Origin of the sequence: Caballeronia sp. BCC1704, from assembly GCF_902833455.1 — a bacterium.
Classification (GTDB): domain Bacteria; phylum Pseudomonadota; class Gammaproteobacteria; order Burkholderiales; family Burkholderiaceae; genus Caballeronia.
Genome location: NZ_CADFFT010000001.1, coordinates 1,701,381 through 1,719,197, shown reverse-complemented (window position 1 = coordinate 1,719,197; position 17,817 = coordinate 1,701,381). Strand labels below are relative to the sequence as shown.

Here is a 17,817-nt window from a genome sequence, read left to right as displayed (position 1 = left end):
CGAACGACGACCCCATCGCCCGGTTCGCAACAGGCGCCGACTGACGCGACGCCAAGCCGCGCAATGCGACACTCACGCCGTCCTCTGCTATCGTGTCCGATACTTCCTCGACAGCGGCATCAAAGAACCGATAGGAGCGCAAGATCATGGATCTGGGACTGGCCGGCAAGGTCGTGTTGATCACGGGCGGCAGCAAGGGAATCGGCTTTGCGTGCGCGAAGGCGTTTGCGAGCGAAGGCGCGAAAGTCGCCATCGTGTCGCGCGATGCCGCGAATCTCGCCCGTGCGCGCGAACAACTGGCGGCCGACGGTCATCACGTCCACCTCGCGCGCGCCGATCTGCACGAGGCGCATAGCGCGGAAGACGTGGTCGAAGAAGCGAGCGCGGCGCTCGGTCCCATCGATATTCTGATCAACAGCGCAGGCGCCGCCCGCCGCTACGACCCCGATACGCTCGACGCCGCCGCCTACAAGGCCGCGATGGACGCGAAGTACTTCTCGTACGTCTATCCGCAACAGGTCGTGCTCAAGCGCATGGCCGAGCGCCTGCGCAGCGATCCCGGCGCGGAACCGGGCGCGATCGTCAATATCGTGGGCATGGGCGGCAAGATCGCGACGGACATTCATATCGCGGGCGGCGCGGCCAACGCGGCGCTGATGCTCAACACCGTCGGACTCGCGCATCACTACGCGAAGCTCGGCATTCGCATCAACGCGATCAATCCGGGCGCGACGCTCACCGAGCGCGTCGAGGAAGCGCTGCAACTGGAGGCGCAACGACAAGGCGTCACGCGCGATCAGGTGCTCGCCGAGAGTCAGGCCAAGGTGCCGCTCGGGCGTTACGCGAAACCGGAGGAAATCGCCGACGTCGCCCTCTTTCTGGCGAGCCGCCGCGCGAGTTATGTGTCGGGCGCGATCATCCCGATGGACGGAGTGTCGTCGCCGATCATCTGATGCGCCGCGGCCCGCTTTCTAACGCGGGCCGCAGGCCAAAGTTGACTGCTTACAGGAAGCGGTGCCCGAGCCACCAGCCGGCCGCGGCGAGCGCCGAGGAAGCTGGGATCGTCAAAATCCACGCCCACACGATATTGCCCGCGACGCCCCAGCGCACCGCGCTGAACTTCTGCGTCGCGCCGACGCCGACGATCGCGCCGGTAATGGTGTGCGTCGTGGAAACGGGAATGCCGAGGAACGACGCGACGAAGAGCGTGATCGCCCCGCCCGTCTCCGCGCAGAAGCCGCCGACGGGCTTGAGCTTCGTGATCTTCTGGCCCATCGTGCGCACGATGCGCCATCCGCCGAACAACGTGCCGAGCCCCATCGACAGATAACAGAGCCCGATCACCCAGATCGGCGGCGCGTCCGAGCCCACGGAGGCGTAGCCCGTCGCGATCAGCAGCATCCAGATGATGCCGATGGTCTTCTGCGCGTCGTTGCCGCCGTGCCCGAGCGAATACAGCCCGGCCGAAAGCAATTGCAGACGCCGGAAACGCCGGTCCACTTTCGACGGCGGCGTGCGGAAATACAGCCACGACACCAGCAGCATGAAGAACGAGCCGAGCACGAAGCCGAGCAGCGGCGAGATGAAGATGAACGCGACCGTCTTTAGAAGGCCGTCCCAGTTGAGCGAGCCCCAGCCCGACTTCGCGAGCGCGGCGCCGACAAGCCCGCCGATCAGCGCATGCGACGAGCTCGACGGAATGCCGTACACCCACGTGACGATGTTCCAGCCGATCGCGCCCACGAGCGCGCCGAAGATGACGTAGTGATCGACGATGTCCGGGTCGATCGTGCCCCTGCCGACCGTCGCGGCCACCTTAAGGTGGAAGATGAAATACGCGATGACGTTGAACGCGGCCGCGAACGCGACGGCTTGCTGCGGCTTCAGCACGCCGGTCGAAACGACCGTCGCGATGGAGTTGGCGGCGTCGTGAAAGCCGTTCATGAAGTCGAACACGAGTGCGACCATGACGAGCGTAGCGACTGCCCAGATAGCGAGTTGAATCGAATGCATCAGTTGGTGTGGTATTGACCGGCGCTGTACTGACGGCCGGTCTGTGTCGTCATCGCCCGCCGCATCCGATGAGTCCTGCGCGAACGGGCTCGGGCGGCATGATCAGGCGTTTTCCAGCACGATGCCTTCGATGATGTTCGCGACATCCTCGCACTTGTCGGTGATCGTCTCCAGAAGCTCGTAGATCGCCTTGAGCTTGATGAGCGTCTTCACGTCGTCTTCCTCGCGGAAGAGCTTCGACATGGCCGAGCGCAGGACGCGGTCCGCGTCCGACTCCAGGCGGTCGATTTCTTCGCAGATCTTGAGAATTTCACTTGCGCGTTTCATGTCTTCGAGCAGACTCACGGCCTGCTGCACGCGCAGACACGTGGCCGTGCAGATATGCGCGAGCTGGCTCGCTTCCGACGTCACCGCGCGCACGTCGTACAGCGAAATGGCTGTGGCGACGTCCTCCATCAGGTCGAGGATGTCGTCCATCGTCGTGATGAGCTTGTGGATTTCGTCGCGATCGAGCGGCGTGATGAACGTCTTGTGCAGCAGATCGATGGTTTCGTGCGTGAGCTTGTCGGCACGCTTTTCGTTGGTCTGGACGTTCTGCTTGTGAACCTCGGCTTCGTCGAGGTTGTCGATCAGCAGTTCGAGCTCGCGGCTTGCATCGACCATGCATTTCGCGTGCGCGTTAAAAATCTCGAAGAATTTGCCCTCTGTGGGCATGAAACGACCGAACATGAAAGTCCCGATAGATGGGTCAATGAGGCTGACATCAAACCGACATATTGTACCTGCGCCCAGCACCCCGCGCACCGCGCTCGGACGCCGCGTGCATGGGGCTCTGATCGAAGGCTTGACAGTCTTGCGTGAACGAGGCTATTCGCCGCCGTAGAAGCTCTGAACGCCGGCGAAGTTGTCGAACTTCGTGTATTGGCCGTGGAACGTCAGGCGAACCGGTCCGATGGGACCGTTACGCTGCTTGCCGATGATGATTTCCGCGGTGCCTTTGTCCGGACTGTCAGGGTTATACACCTCGTCGCGGTAGATGAAGAGGATCACGTCCGCGTCCTGCTCGATAGCGCCGGACTCGCGCAGGTCGGACATGATCGGCCGCTTGTTCGGACGCTGCTCGAGACCGCGATTGAGCTGCGACAGCGCGATTACCGGCACGTCGAGTTCCTTCGCGAGCCCCTTCAGCGAACGCGAGATCTCGGAGATCTCGGTTGCGCGGTTCTCGCCGCCGCCGGAGCCTGACATCAGCTGCAAATAGTCGACGATGATCAGCCCGAGCTTGCCGCACTGGCGCGACAGGCGCCGCGCCCGCGAGCGCAATTCCATCGGATTGAGGCCACCGGTTTCGTCGATGAAAAGCTGCGCCTCGCTCATTTTCTGCACGGCATGCGTGAGCTTCGGCCAGTCTTCGTCGGTGAGACGGCCCGTGCGCATGCGGTGCTGATCGAGCCGGCCGACCGAGCCGAGCATACGCATGGTCAACTGCGTGCCGGGCATTTCCATCGAGAACACGGCAACGGGTAAGCCGTACTCGACGGCCACGTATTCGCCGATGTTCATCGAGAACGCCGTCTTACCCATCGACGGGCGCCCCGCCACGATAATCAGTTCGCCGCCGTGCATGCCCGAGGTCATACGGTCGAGATCGACGAAGCCGGTCGGCGTGCCCGTCACGTCGCTCGGGTTGGCGGTGTGGTAAAGCGTGTCGATGCGCTCGACGACCTGCGTCAGCAGCGGTCCGATTTCGAGGAAGCCTTGCGTGCCGCGCGCGCCGTCCTCGGCGATCGAAAACACCCGCGCTTCGGCTTCGTCCAGAATCTGCCGGACTTCCTTGCCTTGCGGATTGAACGCGTCAGCGGAGATTTCATCCGCCACGGACACGAGACGGCGCAGCACCGCTCGGTCGCGCACGATTTCCGCATAGCGGCGGATATTCGCCGCGCTCGGCGTGTTCTGCGCGAGCGCGTTCAGATACGCGAGGCCGCCCACTTCCTCGGCCTTGCCGGCCATCGTCAGCGATTCGTAGACGGTGATCACGTCAGCCGGCCGCGTCGCGGCGATCAGCTTGCCGATGTGTTCGTAGATGATGCGATGGTCGTAGCGATAGAAGTCGCTCTGCGACATCACGTCGGCGATGCGGTCCCATGCCGCGTTATCCAGCAGCAAGCCGCCGATCACCGATTGCTCGGCTTCGATCGAGTGCGGCGGAACCTTCAGCGCGTCGAGTTGCGGATCTTTGGACGGTGCGTTCATGGGGTGGAATTATCGACGAAATCGGCCATGCGGTGTATTGATCGGACAAACAAAAAAGGCAGGAACCCGCGAAGGTTCCTGCCTTTTCTTACTGCTCGCGAAGCCGAAGCCTCGCGTGAAACTTAGGCGTGTTCGCCGAGCACCGACACCGTGACGTCGACCACGACGTCCGTGTGCAGCGCTACTTGAACCGGATGGTCGCCGACCATCTTCAGCGGGCCTTGCGGCAGACGCACTTGCGCCTTTTCCACTTCCGCGAAGCCTTGCGACTTCAGTGCTTCGGCGATGTCCGCGTTCGTGACCGAACCGAACAGACGGCCGTCGACGCCAGCCTTCTGCGAGATCTGAACCGTGAAGCCGTTCAGCTTGTCGCCTTGAGCTTGCGCTGCAGCCAGCTTTTCAGCGGCGTTCTTTTCGAGTTCGGCGCGGCGAACTTCGAATTCGGCGATCGCGTCCTTGGTCGCGCGGCGAGCCTTCTTGCCGGGGATCAGGAAGTTACGTGCGTAGCCGTCCTTGACCTTGACGATGTCGCCCAGGTTGCCCAGGTTGACGACCTTTTCCAAAAGAATGATTTGCATTTTTGGCTATTCCTTATGCGTCGTCTGATTAGGCCTTGTGCAGGTCGGTGTACGGCAGGAGCGCGAGGAAACGCGCGCGCTTGATTGCCGTGTCGAGCTGGCGCTGATAGTGCGCCTTCGTGCCAGTCAGACGAGCCGGCGTGATCTTGCCGTTTTCGCCGATGAAGTCCTTCAGCGTTTCCGTGTCCTTGTAGTCGATGTACTCGACGCCGGCTGCCGTGAAGCGGCAGAACTTCTTGCGCTTGAAGAGCGGGTTTTGTTGCTGACGACGCTTGTCGAATTTCTTACCAGTCGGGCGGGGCATGTTCAGTCCTTTCCAATGTCCTGCAATTCTGTGATGTGAAACACCAGGGTTCGGGAGTTACGGCCTTTCTTCGCCAGAAAGCCCGTGAAGCGCGTTTCGACGCCCATCGGACAGCTCTCCAGCCTGCCGCTCGCTTCTCCGGCAGCGACCGCGGGCAGTGTCAGTTCGATCTTCCGGGCGATGCCCGCTTCGACGACTTCCGCCGCGTGTTGCAACGTGCAGCTTGCGATCGGAATGCCAGCGGGCGTGTATCGCACCGGTTCGCGTTCCACGACGCTCGCTGTCAGTTGCAGCCGATTCACGAGTGAGTTTCGGTTCCCTGGTGGCTTGACAGTGTTGAACTGTCCTTAAGCCTGCGCTTCGGACGGCTGGCTGGCCGCCTTCTTGGCTTCTTCGCGCTGCACTTCCTTCATCATCGGCGACGGGCCGGTTTCGGCCTTCTTCATCTTGACGATGAGGTGGCGCAGAACGGCGTCGTTGAACTTGAACGCGTGCTCCAGTTCTTCGAGCGTCGCCTGGTCGCATTCGATGTTCATGCAGACGTAGTGAGCCTTCGCGAGTTTCTCGATCATGTAGGCCAGTTGGCGGCGGCCCCAGTCCTCGATACGGTGGATCTGGCCACCGTGCGACGTGATCGTGCTCTTGTAACGCTCGATCATCGCGGGCACTTGCTCGCTTTGATCGGGATGCACGATAAAGACGATTTCGTAATGACGCATATTCACTCCTTTTGGCTACTTGTGGATTGAAGCCGCCCGGGCGTCGGACCGGTGCGGCAAGTGAGAAGCCAGAGAGTATATACCGTTTGGCGGTCGGACGGCAAGCCAAACCGGAGTTTTCCGACTGACTTTCGTCGCTTTTTCAATCATTTAGCGCGCGTGCGTCCGTCTGCCGATGCGTTTCGCCGGGTGGCTCGAGCGCGCGGCTCCAATAACCGGGCTGCGCGTAGATTTCCTTCAGATAATCAATGAAGTAGCGCACGCGCGCCGGCACGTAACGTTGTTGCGGGTAGACGGCGAGGATGTCGTAGTCCGGCAGCTCGTACTCGTCCAGCACGGTTTCCAGTTCGCCCGCCGCCAGTTGCCGCTGAATCTCCCACGTCGAGCGCCAGCCGAGCCCGAGTCCCTCCGACACCCAGCGATGCAGCAGTTCGCCGTCGTTGCAGTCGAGGTTGCCGCTCACGCGCACGGTCGCGAGTTTGCCGTTGCGCCGGAAGTACCAGCCGCGGTTCTGCCCGCCTTGCAGGTTGAACGCGAGGCAGTTGTGATTCGGCAGATCGTCGAGCGATTTCGGCTTGCCGTGCTTGCGGAAATACGCGGGCGTGCCGCACACCACGCGCCGGTTGCTCGCCAGCTTCACCGCGACGAAGTTCGGATCGACCGTGCCGCCGATGCGAATCGACAGATCGTAGCCTTCGCGCACCAGATCCACGACGCGGTCGGTCAGATTGAACGACATCTGCAATTCGGGCTTGTCGGCAAGGAACGCCGGCGCGTGCGGCGCGACGTGCATGCGCCCGAACGCCGCCGGCGCCGACACGATCAAATGCCCGCCGACCGCGCGCCGTCCCGCCGCGAGTTCGTTTTCCGCCTGGTCCCATTCGGCGAGCAGATTCTTGCAGCGGTCGAGAAACGCCGCGCCCTCTTCGCTGACGACGAGCCGCCGCGTCGAGCGGTACATCAGCTTGACGCCGAGACGCTTCTCGAGCGCGTCGATGCGCCGCCCGAGAATGACCGGCGACACGCCCTCTTCGAGCGCGGCCGCCGCGAGGCTGCCGGCTTCCGCGACGCGCACGAACGTCTCGATCTGCTTGAAGCGGTCCATTTCCTTGTCTCCTGTGCCGAGCCGCGCCGCTGCGTCATTCGAAACTTTTTGTTTGGGAAAAAGCGACTCAGACTGATCTTATCAAACCTTTTTCACAATCTTAAAGTGCAACGGAACCCTGCTTCGATGCAGACAGCGATAACGGAAAGAGACTGAAGGAAGGAGACATTCATGGCCAAGATGAGAGCCGTCGACGCAGCCGTCCTCGTGCTGGAAAAGGAAGGTATCGATACCGCGTTCGGCGTGCCGGGCGCCGCGATCAACCCGTTCTACTCGGCGATGAAAAAGTCGGGCAGCATCAGCCACGTGCTCGCGCGCCACGTCGAAGGCGCGTCGCACATGGCCGAAGGTTATACGCGCGCCGCGCCCGGCAACATCGGGGTATGCATCGGCACGTCGGGGCCGGCGGGCACGGACATGATCACGGGCCTCTATTCCGCTTCCGCCGATTCCATCCCGATTCTCGCGATCACCGGGCAGGCGCCGCGCGCGCGTCTCTACAAGGAAGACTTTCAGGCGGTCGATATCGAATCCATCGCCAAGCCGGTCACGAAGTGGGCGGTGACCGTGCGCGAGCCGGCGCTCGTGCCGCGCGTGTTCCAGCAGGCGTTCCATCTGATGCGCTCGGGCCGCCCGGGTCCGGTGCTGGTTGATCTGCCGATCGACGTGCAGCTCGCCGAAATCGAATTCGACATCGACACCTACGAGCCGCTCCCGGTCTATAAGCCGAAAGCGACGCGCGCGCAGATCGAGAAGGCGCTCGCGATGCTCAACGACGCCGAGAAGCCGCTCATCGTCTCGGGCGGCGGCGTGCTGAACGCGGCGGCCGAAGACCTGCTCGTGCAATTCGCCGAAACGCTGGGCGTGCCCGTCATCCCGACGCTGATGTCGTGGGGCGCCATCCCCGATGATCACCCGCTCATGGCCGGCATGGTCGGCTTGCAGACGTCGCATCGCTACGGCAACGCGACGATGCTCGCATCGGACTTCGTGCTCGGCATCGGCAATCGCTGGGCGAATCGGCATACGGGCAGCGTCGAGGTCTACACGAAGGGCCGCAAGTTCGTTCACGTCGATATCGAGCCGACGCAAATCGGCCGCGTGTTCGGGCCGGACCTCGGCATCGTCTCGGATGCGAAGGCGGCGCTGGAACTCTTCGTCGAAGTGGCGAAGGAATGGAAAGCCGCGGGCAAGCTGAAGGACCGTAGCGCGTGGGTCGCGGACTGCCAGCAGCGCAAGCGCACGATGCTGCGCAAGACGCACTTCGACAACGTGCCGATGAAGCCGCAGCGCGTCTATGAAGAGATGAATCTGGCGTTCGACCGCGACACGTGCTTCGTGACGACGATCGGTCTTTCGCAGATCGCCGGTGCGCAGTTTCTGCACGTGTTCAAGGCGCGCAACTGGATCAACTGCGGTCAGGCCGGCCCGCTCGGCTGGACGATTCCCGCTGCGCTCGGCGTGCGTGCGGCGGACCCGCAGCGCAAGATCGTCGCGCTTTCCGGTGACTACGACTTCCAGTTCATGATCGAAGAGCTCGCGGTCGGCGCGCAGTTCAAGCTGCCGTACGTGCATGTCGTCGTGAACAACTCGTACCTCGGTCTCATTCGTCAGGCGCAGCGCGGCTTCGACATGGACTACTGCGTGCAGCTCGCGTTCGACAACATCAACGCGCCGGAACTCGAAGGCTACGGCGTGGATCACGTTGCGGTCGCCGAAGGCCTCGGCTGCAAGGCGCTGCGCGTGTTCAAGCCCGAGGACATCGCCGGTGCGCTGAAGCAGGCACAGGCGCTCGCGGCGGAGCATCAGGTGCCGGTCGTCGTCGAGATGATTCTCGAACGCGTGACCAACATCGCGATGGGCACCGAGATCGACGCCATCAACGAGTTCGAAGAGCTCGCCGAGAGCCGCGCCGACGCGCCGACGGCCGTCACGCCGCTCGACTGAAGCATCAACTGACGACCCACTGACCGACCATCAGGAAAAGAACAATGCCGAAATTCGCCGCAAATCTGACGATGCTCTTCAACGAAGTCCCGTTCCTCGACCGCTTTGCGGCGGCGTCGAACGCGGGCTTCGAGGCAGTCGAATTCCTGTTTCCGTATCCATATTCGATCAGCGATCTCAAAGCGCGCGTGCAGGACAGCGGCTTGCAGATCGTCCTGCACAACCTGCCTGCCGGTAACTGGGAAGCAGGCGAGCGCGGGATTGCGTGTTTGCCGGATCGCGTCGCCGAGTTTCGCGACGGCGTGCCGCGCGCGATCGAATACGCGAAGGCGCTGAACGTGCCGCAACTGAACTGCCTCGTCGGCATTCCGACAGCGGGCGTCTCGGCGCAACAGGCACGCGAAACGATCATCGAGAACCTTCGTTTCGCCGCCGATGCGCTGAAGCAGGAAGGCATCCGTCTGCTCGTCGAGCCGTGCAATTCATACGACATTCCGGGCTTCGCGCTGAACCGTTCGCACGAAGGACTCGACGTGATACGCGCGGTCGGCTCCGACAATCTCTTCCTGCAATACGACATCTATCACATGCAGCGCATGGAAGGCGAGCTGGCCGCGACGATCAAGAAGAACCTGTCGTCGATCGCGCATATTCAGCTTGCCGACAACCCCGGCCGCAACGAACCCGGCACCGGCGAAATCAACTACGCGTTCCTGTTCGATCTGCTCGATTCGATCGGCTATGACGGCTGGATCGGCTGCGAATACAAGCCGCTCACGGGCACCGAAGCGGGCCTCGGCTGGCTGCGCTCGATCGCGACGGACAAGGCGCGCGCCGCTGCCTGAACCACGACACAAAGGAGGAGCACACAGTATGGCAACGATCGGTTTCATCGGCCTCGGCATCATGGGCGCGCACATGGCGCGCAACCTCATCAAGGGCGGCCACGCGCTCGTCGTGAACGGCAAGTATCCGGTGCCCGACGATATCCGCGCGCAAACGAAAGTCGTCGCCGACTCGACGGCCGTCGCGCAGGCAAGCGAGATCGTCATCACGATGGTGCCCGACACGCCCGATGTCGCCAACGTCTTGTTCGCCGATGACGGCGTGGCCAACGGCTTGAGCCAGGGCAAGCTAGTGATCGACATGAGCTCGATCAACCCGCTCGACACGCAGGAGTTCGCCAAGAAGATCAACGCGCTCGGCTGCGACTATCTCGATGCGCCCGTGTCCGGCGGCGAAGTCGGCGCGCGCGAAGCGACGCTCACGATCATGGTGGGCGGCCCGGAGAAGTCGTTCAACATCGCGAAGCCGCTCTTCGAACTGATGGGCAAAAACATCTCGCTCATCGGCGACAACGGCGCGGGTCAGACCTGCAAGGTGGCGAATCAGATCATCGTCGCGCTGAACATCGAAGCGGTCGCAGAGGCATTGCTTTTCGCGTCGCGCTCGGGCGCCGATCCGGAACGCGTGCGCAAGGCGCTCATGGGCGGGTTTGCATCGTCGCGCATTCTCGAAGTGCACGGCGAGCGCATGACGAAGCGCACGTTCAATCCCGGCTTCAGGATCGAACTGCATCAGAAGGACCTGAACCTCGCGCTCGACGGCGCGCGCAAGATGGGCCTCGCGCTGCCTCACACCGCGAGCGCACAGCAGTTGTTCAGCGTGTGCGCAGCCAATGGCGGCAAAGCGTGGGATCACTCGGCGCTCGTGCGCGCGCTCGAAATAATGTCGAACTTTCAGGTAGCGGAAGAACCGCAGCAAGCGAAGGCCGCTGCGTAGGCTCGCGCCTGAACCGTGGGGCGTCCCGCGTATGGGCACGCGGGACAAATGCCGCTCTGGGCTGAGGGCGGCAAGTGGGGTCCGAGAGCGGCATCCGGCGGCGCGCCGGGTTAGCCTTGGTCGGTCAGACGGTTTGCCGTCGGGTGTCCGCGTCGGATTGCGTTCAGTAAGTATCGAAGAGGCGTTGCAGCGCCGCGGCGTCCTTCATGCCGGCCGATAGCACCAGCAGCAACAGCACGCGCGCCTTGTAGGGATTCAGCGTTCCCGCGCTGACCGTGCCGAGCGCATCGTCGCTGGCTGCGCCATTGCGCATCACATGTCCCGAGCCGACGCGCGATGCCCGCACGACCGCGACGCCCGCCTTCACCGCATCGCTCACGGCTTCTGCGATGCTCTCGTGCATCGAACCGTTGCCGGTTCCCGCGACGACGATTCCCTTCACGCCCGCCGCGACGAGTGCATCGATCGCGACGCGCGAAACGCCCGCATAGCTCCCGACGATGTCGACCATCGGCCAGTCCTCCGGCACGGTGAATTCGCTTGCCGTCGTATGCGGCTTCGTCACCGTACGCTGGGATTCCACGCGGCCGTCCTGCACGAAACCGAGCACGCCGGTTTCGGGCGAGCGAAAGGCATCGACGGCATAGGTGCTCGTCTTCGTCACATCGCGGGCGCTGTGAATCTGGTTGTTAAACGCGACGAGCACGCCCTGCCCTGCGGCATGCTTCGACGCCGCGACTGTCACCGCATTGAGCAGATTGAGCGGGCCATCGGCGGATAGCGCGGTCGATGGCCGCATCGCGGCCGTCAGCACAACAGGCTTCGAAGTCTTCACGGTCAAGTGCAACAGATACGCCGTTTCTTCGAGCGTGTCGGTGCCATGCGTGATGACGATGCCGTCGATATCGTCCTGCGCGGCGAGTTCATTGATGCGCGCGGCGAGCGTCGTCCAGAGCGCAAGGCTCATGTCCTTGCTGTCGATGCTCGCGATCTGCTCGGCATGAATTCGCGCGACGCAAGCGAGCGCAGGCACGGCGTCGAGCAGCTTGTCGACGCCTACGACGCCTGCCTTATAACCGGCCGTGGACGCGGCATTTCCGGCCTGTCCGGCAATCGTGCCGCCCGTTGCAAGGACGGCGATCCGGGGGAGAGTCTGTGTGTTCATGCCGGCGATTGTAAATCAGCCGGCATGCGTGTTTCAGGCCGCTTCGCGCAGTTGCGCGGCGATCTGCGCTTCGTCGAGTTGCGGCGCGAACATTTCGATCAGCCGGTACGCATACGCGCGCAGGAACGCGCCCTTGCGCAAGCCCACGCGCGTGGTGCTGGCTTCGAACAAGTGCTGCGTATCGAGCGCGACGAGTTCGGTGTCGCGCTTGGCGTCATAAGCCATCGCCGCGACAATGCCGATGCCCATGCCCAGTTCCACATAGGTCTTGATCACGTCCGCGTCGATGGCGGTGAGCACGATGTCGGGCATCGCGCCCGCGCTCGCGAACGCCTGATCGACGTGCGAACGCCCCGTGAAATCCTGATCGTAAGTGACGATCGGATATTCCGCGATCTGCTCCAGCGTGATGTCTTTCCGCCCGACGAGCGGATGATCCTTCGGCACCACAACTGTGTGATGCCACGAATAGCACGGAAAGGTGACGATGTCCGGATAGCGGTCCAGTGCCTCGGTCGAGATGCCGATATCCGCCTCGCCGTTCACGATCATCTGCGCGATCTGTTGCGGACTGCCCTGCCGCAGCGCCAGATGCACTTTCGGAAATACTTCGGTGAACTGACGGATCACTTTAGGCAGCGCGTAGCGGGCCTGCGTGTGCGTCGTGGCGACCACGAGATGCCCGTTGTCCTGATCCGCAAACTGGCGCGCCACGCGCCGCAGGTTCTCCGCATCGAGCAACATGCGTTCGATCAGCTGATGCACCTGCTTGCCCGGCTCGGTCAGCCCCGTGAGCCGCTTGCCGCGCCGGATGAAGATATCGACGCCCAGTTCGTCTTCGAGATCCTTGATCTGCTTGGACACGCCCGACTGCGACGTGTACAGCACGTTCGCGACTTCCGTCAGATTCATGTTCTGACGCACGGCCTCGCGCACGAAGCGCAGTTGCTGGAAGTTCATGGTTCGCCTCTCTTGTCTTGCTGCCGTTTTATGGATGTCTCACTGCGCCGGAAAGACGCGCAGCGCGCGCGGCACGGCGCGCACGCCATCGCCGATATCGAGCTTCAGCGCGCGCCACGCTTCCCGATCCAGTTCCGCTTCGAGCACGCCGCCCGCGTCGCCTTCGAGTTCAACACGCACCGAGCCGCCGAGCGTCACCACGCGCCGCACGCCGACCACGATACCGTCGCGATGCGCGAGACCCGCGGCATCGTCGGCGCGGTACAGCGCGAGGTCGTGCGGCCGGACGTAAGCGAGCGCGCGTCCGCTGAAGTGCGCTTGCGCGGCGATGGCTTGCGCCGCGCCATCCGCGACGAAGCCGCCCGCATCGACATGACCCTGAAGGCGATTCGCCGCGCCTAGAAACTCATACACGAACGATGTCTGCGGATGATCGTACACATCCTGCGGGCTGCCGACCTGCTCCACGCGGCCATGATTCATCACGACGATGCGATCCGCCACTTCGAGCGCCTCTTCCTGATCGTGCGTGACGAAGAGCGTGGAGATATGCAGATCGTCGTGCAGGCGGCGCAGCCAGCTTCGCAGCTCCTTGCGCACCTTCGCATCCAGCGCGCCGAACGGCTCGTCGAGCAGCAGCACTTTCGGTTCGACAGCGAGCGCGCGAGCAAGCGCGATGCGTTGCCGCTGCCCGCCCGAGAGCTCCGAAGGAAACCGCTGCGCGAGCCAGTCCAGTTGCACGAGCTTCAGCAATTCGTGCACTTTCTCGCGGATCACGGCTTCCGACGGACGCTCGCGGCGCGGCTTCACGCGCAGACCGAACGCCACGTTTTCGAATACCGTCATGTGCCGGAAGAGCGCGTAATGCTGGAAGACGAAGCCCACTTGCCGGTCGCGCGCGCCCACCTGCGCGACGTCTTCGCCGTTAAGCACGACCTGACCGGCATCGGCATATTCGAGGCCTGCGATCACGCGCAGCAGCGTGGTCTTGCCGCATCCCGACGGCCCGAGTAGCGCGACGAGCTCGCCTGCGGGAAAGTCGAGCGTGACGTTGTCGAGCGCGGTGAAATCGCCGAAGCGCTTTTGCAGATTGCGAACGATGATGCTCATGATGTGTCCTTTGCCTTAGTTCTTGGCGCCTGCATCGGCGAGCGATTGCGACATGCGGCGTTCCGCGACGAGCTTGAGTCCGAGCGTCACGAGCGCAAGCAACGCGAGCAGCGAGGCGACGGCGAATGCGGCCGAGAAGTTGTATTCGTTATAGAGGATCTCGACGTGCAGCGGCATGGTGTCCGTCTGTCCGCGAATGTGGCCCGATACCACCGAAACCGCGCCGAACTCGCCCATCGCGCGTGCATTGCAGAGAATCACGCCATACAGCAGGCCCCACTTCACGTTCGGCAGCGTCACGCGGCGAAAAATCTGCCAGCCCGAAGCGCCCAGCACATGCGCGGCTTCTTCCTCGTCGTTGCCTTGCGCCTGCATCAGCGGAATCAGTTCGCGCGCGACGAACGGAAAGGTCACGAAGATCGTCGCGAGCACGATGCCCGGCACCGCGAAGATGATCTGCACGTCGTGCGCCGCGAGCCACGGACCGAACCAGCCCTGCGCGCCGAACATCAGCACGTAGATCAGGCCGGAAATGACGGGCGAAACCGAGAACGGCAAGTCGATGAGCGTGGTCAAGAGCGCCTTGCCGCGAAAGTCGAACTTCGCGATCGCCCACGATGCCGCGAGGCCGAACACGACGTTGAGCGGCACCGCAATCGCCGCCGTCGTCAACGTGAGCTTGATGGCGGACCACGCGTCCGGGTCTTTGAGCGACTCGAAGTAATAGTCGATGCCCTTCGCGAACGCTTGCGCGAACACGGCGACGAGCGGCACCACGAGAAAGAGCGCGAGGAACAGCAGCGCGATGCCCGTGAGCAGCCAGCGCACCGCGCGCGATTCGGTGACGGGATCGAGCGTGCGGGCATCGCGCGGCGCAGCGGTGTTCATCGCGATGGCTTTGGTATCGGGCGTGCTCATGCGTGGCTCCCTTGAGCGGACCCGGCATGCGCGGCGTGCGCAGGGATCGCGCCCGTGCGGCTCGTGCGCCGTTGCAGGAACCATTGCAGCGTGTTGATGAGGAGAAGCATCAGGAACGACACGCACAACATGACGACGGCGAGCGCGGTGGCGCCCGCATAGTCGTATTGTTCGAGCTTCGTGATGATGAGAAGCGACGTGATTTCCGACTTCATCGGCACGTTGCCAGCGATGAAAATCACCGAGCCGTATTCGCCGAGCGCGCGCGCGAACGCCAGCGCGAAGCCCGTCAGCAGCGCCGGGAAAAGCGACGGCAAGACGACGCGGCGAAACGTCAGCCAGCGCGTCGCGCCGAGGCACGCGGCGGCTTCTTCCTGCTCGCGCTCGAAGTCCTCCAGCACCGGCTGCACGGTACGCACGACAAACGGCAAGCCGATGAACGTCAGCGCGACCAGCACGCCGAGCGGCGTGAACGCGACCTTGACGCCGAGCGGCGCGAGATACTGCCCGATCCAGCCGTTGCCCGCATACACGGCCGCGAGCGAGATGCCCGCGACGGAAGTCGGCAGCGCGAACGGCAAATCGACGATGGCATCCACGATGCGCTTCATCGGAAACGTGTAGCGCACGAGCACCCACGCGACGAGAAAGCCGAACACCGCGTTGATGAGCGCTCCGCCGAGCGCCGCGCCGAAGGTCAGCCGATACGACGCCAGCACGCGCGGCGATGTCACCGCGCGGACGAACTGCGCCCAGTCGAGCGTCGCCGTCTTCGCGAACGTGGCGGCGAGCGGTATCAACACCACGAGGCTCAGATACGCGAGCGTGATGCCGAGCGTCAGGCCGAAGCCCGGTAGCGCGCTCGGCTTGCGCAAAGTGAAAGTCGTCATCCTTGCTTTCGTCCTGTTCCAGTGCGCCGGGGAGCGCGTGTCATCGAATGCTTGTGTGACCGGCGGCGTCATGGCGCGCCGCTTCGGTTTGCTTACGTTTTGCGCTTACTGCGGCTGATAGATGGAGTCGAACACGCCGCCATCAGCGAAATGCGTCTTCTGCGCCTTGGTCCAGCCGCCGAAGGTGTCGTCGATGGTGTAGAGCTTGATCTTCGGGAACTGCTTCGTGAGGTCGGCCGGCACCTTGTCCGAGCGCGGACGATAGAAGTTGCGCGCCGCGATCTGCTGGCCTTCGTCGCTATACAGATACTTCAGATACGCCTCGGCGAGCTTGCGCGTGCCGTGCTTGTCGACGACCTTGTCCACCACCGCGACCGGCGGCTCGGCCAGAATGCTCACCGAAGGCACCACGATCTCGAACTTCTTCGGACCGAACTCCTTCAGCGACAGAAATGCCTCGTTCTCCCACGCGATCAGCACGTCGCCCTGGCCGCGCTGCACGAAGCTCGTCGTCGCGCCGCGCGCGCCGGAGTCCAGCACGCCCGCGTTCTTGTACAGCTTCGCGACGAAGTCCTTCGCGGTTTGCTCGTTGCCGCCCGGCTTGTGCTGCGCGTAGGCCCAGGCGGCGAGATAGTTCCAGCGCGCCCCGCCCGACGTTTTCGGGTTCGGCGTGACGATGGAGACGCCGGGCTTAGTGAGGTCGTCCCAGTCCTTGATGTGCTTCGAGTTGCCCTTGCGCACGAGGAACACGATCGTCGACGTGTACGGCGAGGCGTTATCCGGCAGCCGCTTCTGCCAGTCCGCGGCGACGAGTCCCTTGCCCGCGAGCGCGTCGATGTCGTAGGCGAGCGCGAGCGTGACGACGTCCGCCTGCAGGCCGTCGATGACCGCGCGCGCCTGTCCGCCTGAGCCGCCGTGCGATTGCTTGAACGTGACGGTCTCGCCTGTTTCGGCTTTCCACTTCTTGGCGAATGCCTGATTGAAGTCCTGATATAGCTCGCGCGTCGGGTCGTACGACACATTTAGAAACGACGTCTGCGCGTGGGCTTGCGTGCTCGCCGCGACCATCGCGCCGATGCCCGCCGCCGTCAGCGCCAGCGCGGTCAGCGCTTTGCGTGCCCTGGTCCCCAATCCCGCTTTCGTGCTTTGCATTCCCCGTTCTCCGTCTTATCCAATTGACGGAATCAGTCTATCGGCGGGCCTATATGAACAGAAATAATCGTTTTTCAGTCTTTTATATCCAAAGCTGCTAAAGCGGGTCCCCGGCGTTTGTGCGTGGCCGAACGTCGGAGCGTGTTGCGGTTTCGAGCCGAACTTAAAGTAATGCTTGAAAAGCGCCGAATACTGTATAAAAATACAGTCATCTGTTGATCCATACAGTGCACGAGAGGCCCGAGCCAGTGACCAGAACCTCAAAACTTACCGCGCGTCAGCAGCAGGTCTTCGAACTGCTCCAGCGTGCAATCGAGCGCACCGGCTTTCCGCCGACCCGCGCGGAGATTGCCGCTGAGCTTGGCTTCAGCTCCGCTAACTCTGCGGAAGAGCATCTGCGGGCACTGGCGCGCAAGGGCGTCATCGAACTGGCGGCGGGTTCGTCGCGCGGCATCCGGCTGATCGGGGACGCTGGCCGTTCGGAAGACGTTCCGCACCAGTTCACCTTGCCGCACGCGAGCATCATGCAGCTCTCGTTGCCGCTCGTAGGCCGGGTGGCGGCGGGCAGTCCTATCCTCGCGCAGGAGCATATTTCGCAGCACTACGCGTGCGACCCCGCGCTCTTTTCCAGCAAGCCGGACTACCTGCTGAAGGTGCGCGGCTTGTCGATGCGCGACGCCGGCATTCTGGACGGCGACCTGCTCGCCGTTCAGAAGCGCACCGAGGCGAAGGACGGACAAATCGTCGTTGCGCGGCTCGGCGACGACGTCACGGTCAAGCGTTGGAAGCGCCGCCCCGACGGCGTCGAGCTCATCGCGGAGAACCCGGACTACGAGAACATTTTCGTGCGGTCGGGCAGCGGAGACTTCGCGCTGGAAGGCATTGCAGTGGGCCTGATCCGCTCGGGCGAGTTCTAGT

At 63.2% G+C, this 17,817-nt stretch carries 19 protein-coding genes; 5 read left to right on the top strand and 14 right to left on the bottom strand.

All coding sequences use genetic code 11. The features are described 5' to 3' along the window. The first annotated feature begins 146 nt into the window (after positions 1-146). Entirely contained in the window at positions 147-953 is an 807-nt protein-coding gene (locus HWX53_RS08070; RefSeq protein ID WP_175940244.1) for an SDR family oxidoreductase, read from the top strand. 49 nt (positions 954-1,002) lie between these two features. Here HWX53_RS08070 and HWX53_RS08065 read toward each other — a convergent pair whose 3' ends face one another. From HWX53_RS08065 to HWX53_RS08030, 8 genes are all read right to left on the bottom strand, one after another. Further along, positions 1,003-2,013: an inorganic phosphate transporter gene (locus tag HWX53_RS08065; protein WP_175940243.1), complete on the bottom strand. Its 1,011-nt coding sequence runs from the start codon at positions 2,011-2,013 to the stop codon at positions 1,003-1,005. Positions 2,014-2,115: 102 nt separating this feature from the next. Further along, positions 2,116-2,742 (bottom strand): DUF47 domain-containing protein, encoded by a 627-nt coding sequence (locus HWX53_RS08060; protein WP_175940242.1) that lies wholly within the window; start codon positions 2,740-2,742, stop codon positions 2,116-2,118. Positions 2,743-2,880: 138 nt separating this feature from the next. Next, positions 2,881-4,269 carry a replicative DNA helicase gene (locus tag HWX53_RS08055; protein WP_175940241.1) on the bottom strand — a complete coding sequence of 463 codons (1,389 nt, stop codon included), beginning with the start codon at positions 4,267-4,269 and terminating at the stop codon, positions 2,881-2,883. Positions 4,270-4,391: 122 nt separating this feature from the next. Next, complete coding sequence (rplI, locus tag HWX53_RS08050) at positions 4,392-4,847, bottom strand: 50S ribosomal protein L9 (protein ID WP_175940240.1); 456 nt, start codon at positions 4,845-4,847, stop codon at positions 4,392-4,394. Between the two features lie 28 nt (positions 4,848-4,875). Then, entirely contained in the window at positions 4,876-5,151 is a 276-nt protein-coding gene (rpsR, locus tag HWX53_RS08045; protein WP_007000150.1) for a 30S ribosomal protein S18, read from the bottom strand. Between the two features lie 2 nt (positions 5,152-5,153). Next, positions 5,154-5,453 carry a primosomal replication protein N gene (priB, locus tag HWX53_RS08040; RefSeq protein ID WP_159836079.1) on the bottom strand — a complete coding sequence of 100 codons (300 nt, stop codon included), beginning with the start codon at positions 5,451-5,453 and terminating at the stop codon, positions 5,154-5,156. Between the two features lie 45 nt (positions 5,454-5,498). Next, positions 5,499-5,870: a 30S ribosomal protein S6 gene (rpsF, locus tag HWX53_RS08035; RefSeq protein ID WP_061117413.1), complete on the bottom strand. Its 372-nt coding sequence runs from the start codon at positions 5,868-5,870 to the stop codon at positions 5,499-5,501. A gap of 142 nt (positions 5,871-6,012) precedes the next feature. Beyond that, entirely contained in the window at positions 6,013-6,975 is a 963-nt protein-coding gene (locus HWX53_RS08030) for a LysR family transcriptional regulator (protein WP_175940239.1), read from the bottom strand. Positions 6,976-7,146: 171 nt separating this feature from the next. Here HWX53_RS08030 and gcl point away from each other — a divergent pair, with 171 nt between their 5' ends. From gcl to HWX53_RS08015, 3 genes are read left to right on the top strand one after another with little or no spacing between them, the layout of a single operon-like run. After that, a complete protein-coding gene (gene gcl, locus HWX53_RS08025) occupies positions 7,147-8,922 on the top strand; it encodes a glyoxylate carboligase (protein ID WP_175940238.1) in 1,776 nt (591 codons plus the stop codon). Between the two features lie 44 nt (positions 8,923-8,966). After that, positions 8,967-9,767, top strand: a complete 801-nt coding sequence (hyi, locus tag HWX53_RS08020) for a hydroxypyruvate isomerase (RefSeq protein ID WP_175940237.1) — start codon at positions 8,967-8,969, stop codon at positions 9,765-9,767. Between the two features lie 28 nt (positions 9,768-9,795). Further along, positions 9,796-10,704 carry a 2-hydroxy-3-oxopropionate reductase gene (locus HWX53_RS08015; RefSeq protein WP_175940236.1) on the top strand — a complete coding sequence of 303 codons (909 nt, stop codon included), beginning with the start codon at positions 9,796-9,798 and terminating at the stop codon, positions 10,702-10,704. Positions 10,705-10,867: 163 nt separating this feature from the next. Here the strand turns inward: HWX53_RS08015 and HWX53_RS08010 are convergent, their stop codons facing one another. From HWX53_RS08010 to HWX53_RS07985, 6 genes are all read right to left on the bottom strand, one after another. Then, positions 10,868-11,869: an asparaginase gene (locus tag HWX53_RS08010; protein ID WP_175940235.1), complete on the bottom strand. Its 1,002-nt coding sequence runs from the start codon at positions 11,867-11,869 to the stop codon at positions 10,868-10,870. 33 nt (positions 11,870-11,902) lie between these two features. Next, positions 11,903-12,829: a CysB family HTH-type transcriptional regulator gene (locus tag HWX53_RS08005; protein ID WP_175940234.1), complete on the bottom strand. Its 927-nt coding sequence runs from the start codon at positions 12,827-12,829 to the stop codon at positions 11,903-11,905. Between the two features lie 39 nt (positions 12,830-12,868). After that, a complete protein-coding gene (locus tag HWX53_RS08000) occupies positions 12,869-13,939 on the bottom strand; it encodes a sulfate ABC transporter ATP-binding protein (protein WP_175940233.1) in 1,071 nt (356 codons plus the stop codon). A gap of 15 nt (positions 13,940-13,954) precedes the next feature. Next, positions 13,955-14,857, bottom strand: coding sequence for a sulfate ABC transporter permease subunit CysW (gene cysW / locus HWX53_RS07995; protein WP_175940232.1), 903 nt, complete (start codon positions 14,855-14,857; stop codon positions 13,955-13,957). Beyond that, complete coding sequence (cysT, locus tag HWX53_RS07990; protein WP_175940231.1) at positions 14,854-15,747, bottom strand: sulfate ABC transporter permease subunit CysT; 894 nt, start codon at positions 15,745-15,747, stop codon at positions 14,854-14,856. The genes cysW and cysT overlap by 4 nt, the downstream gene beginning before the upstream one ends. A 105-nt stretch (positions 15,748-15,852) precedes the next feature. Beyond that, the gene (locus tag HWX53_RS07985) at positions 15,853-16,899 is read right to left on the bottom strand and encodes a sulfate ABC transporter substrate-binding protein (RefSeq protein ID WP_175940230.1); all 1,047 of its coding nucleotides are present in this window, start codon (positions 16,897-16,899) and stop codon (positions 15,853-15,855) included. A 248-nt stretch (positions 16,900-17,147) separates the two neighbouring features. Between HWX53_RS07985 and lexA the strand changes: the two genes are divergently transcribed. Then, positions 17,148-17,816 carry a transcriptional repressor LexA gene (gene lexA / locus HWX53_RS07980; protein ID WP_175940229.1) on the top strand — a complete coding sequence of 223 codons (669 nt, stop codon included), beginning with the start codon at positions 17,148-17,150 and terminating at the stop codon, positions 17,814-17,816. The last annotated feature ends 1 nt before the right edge of the window (position 17,817 follow it).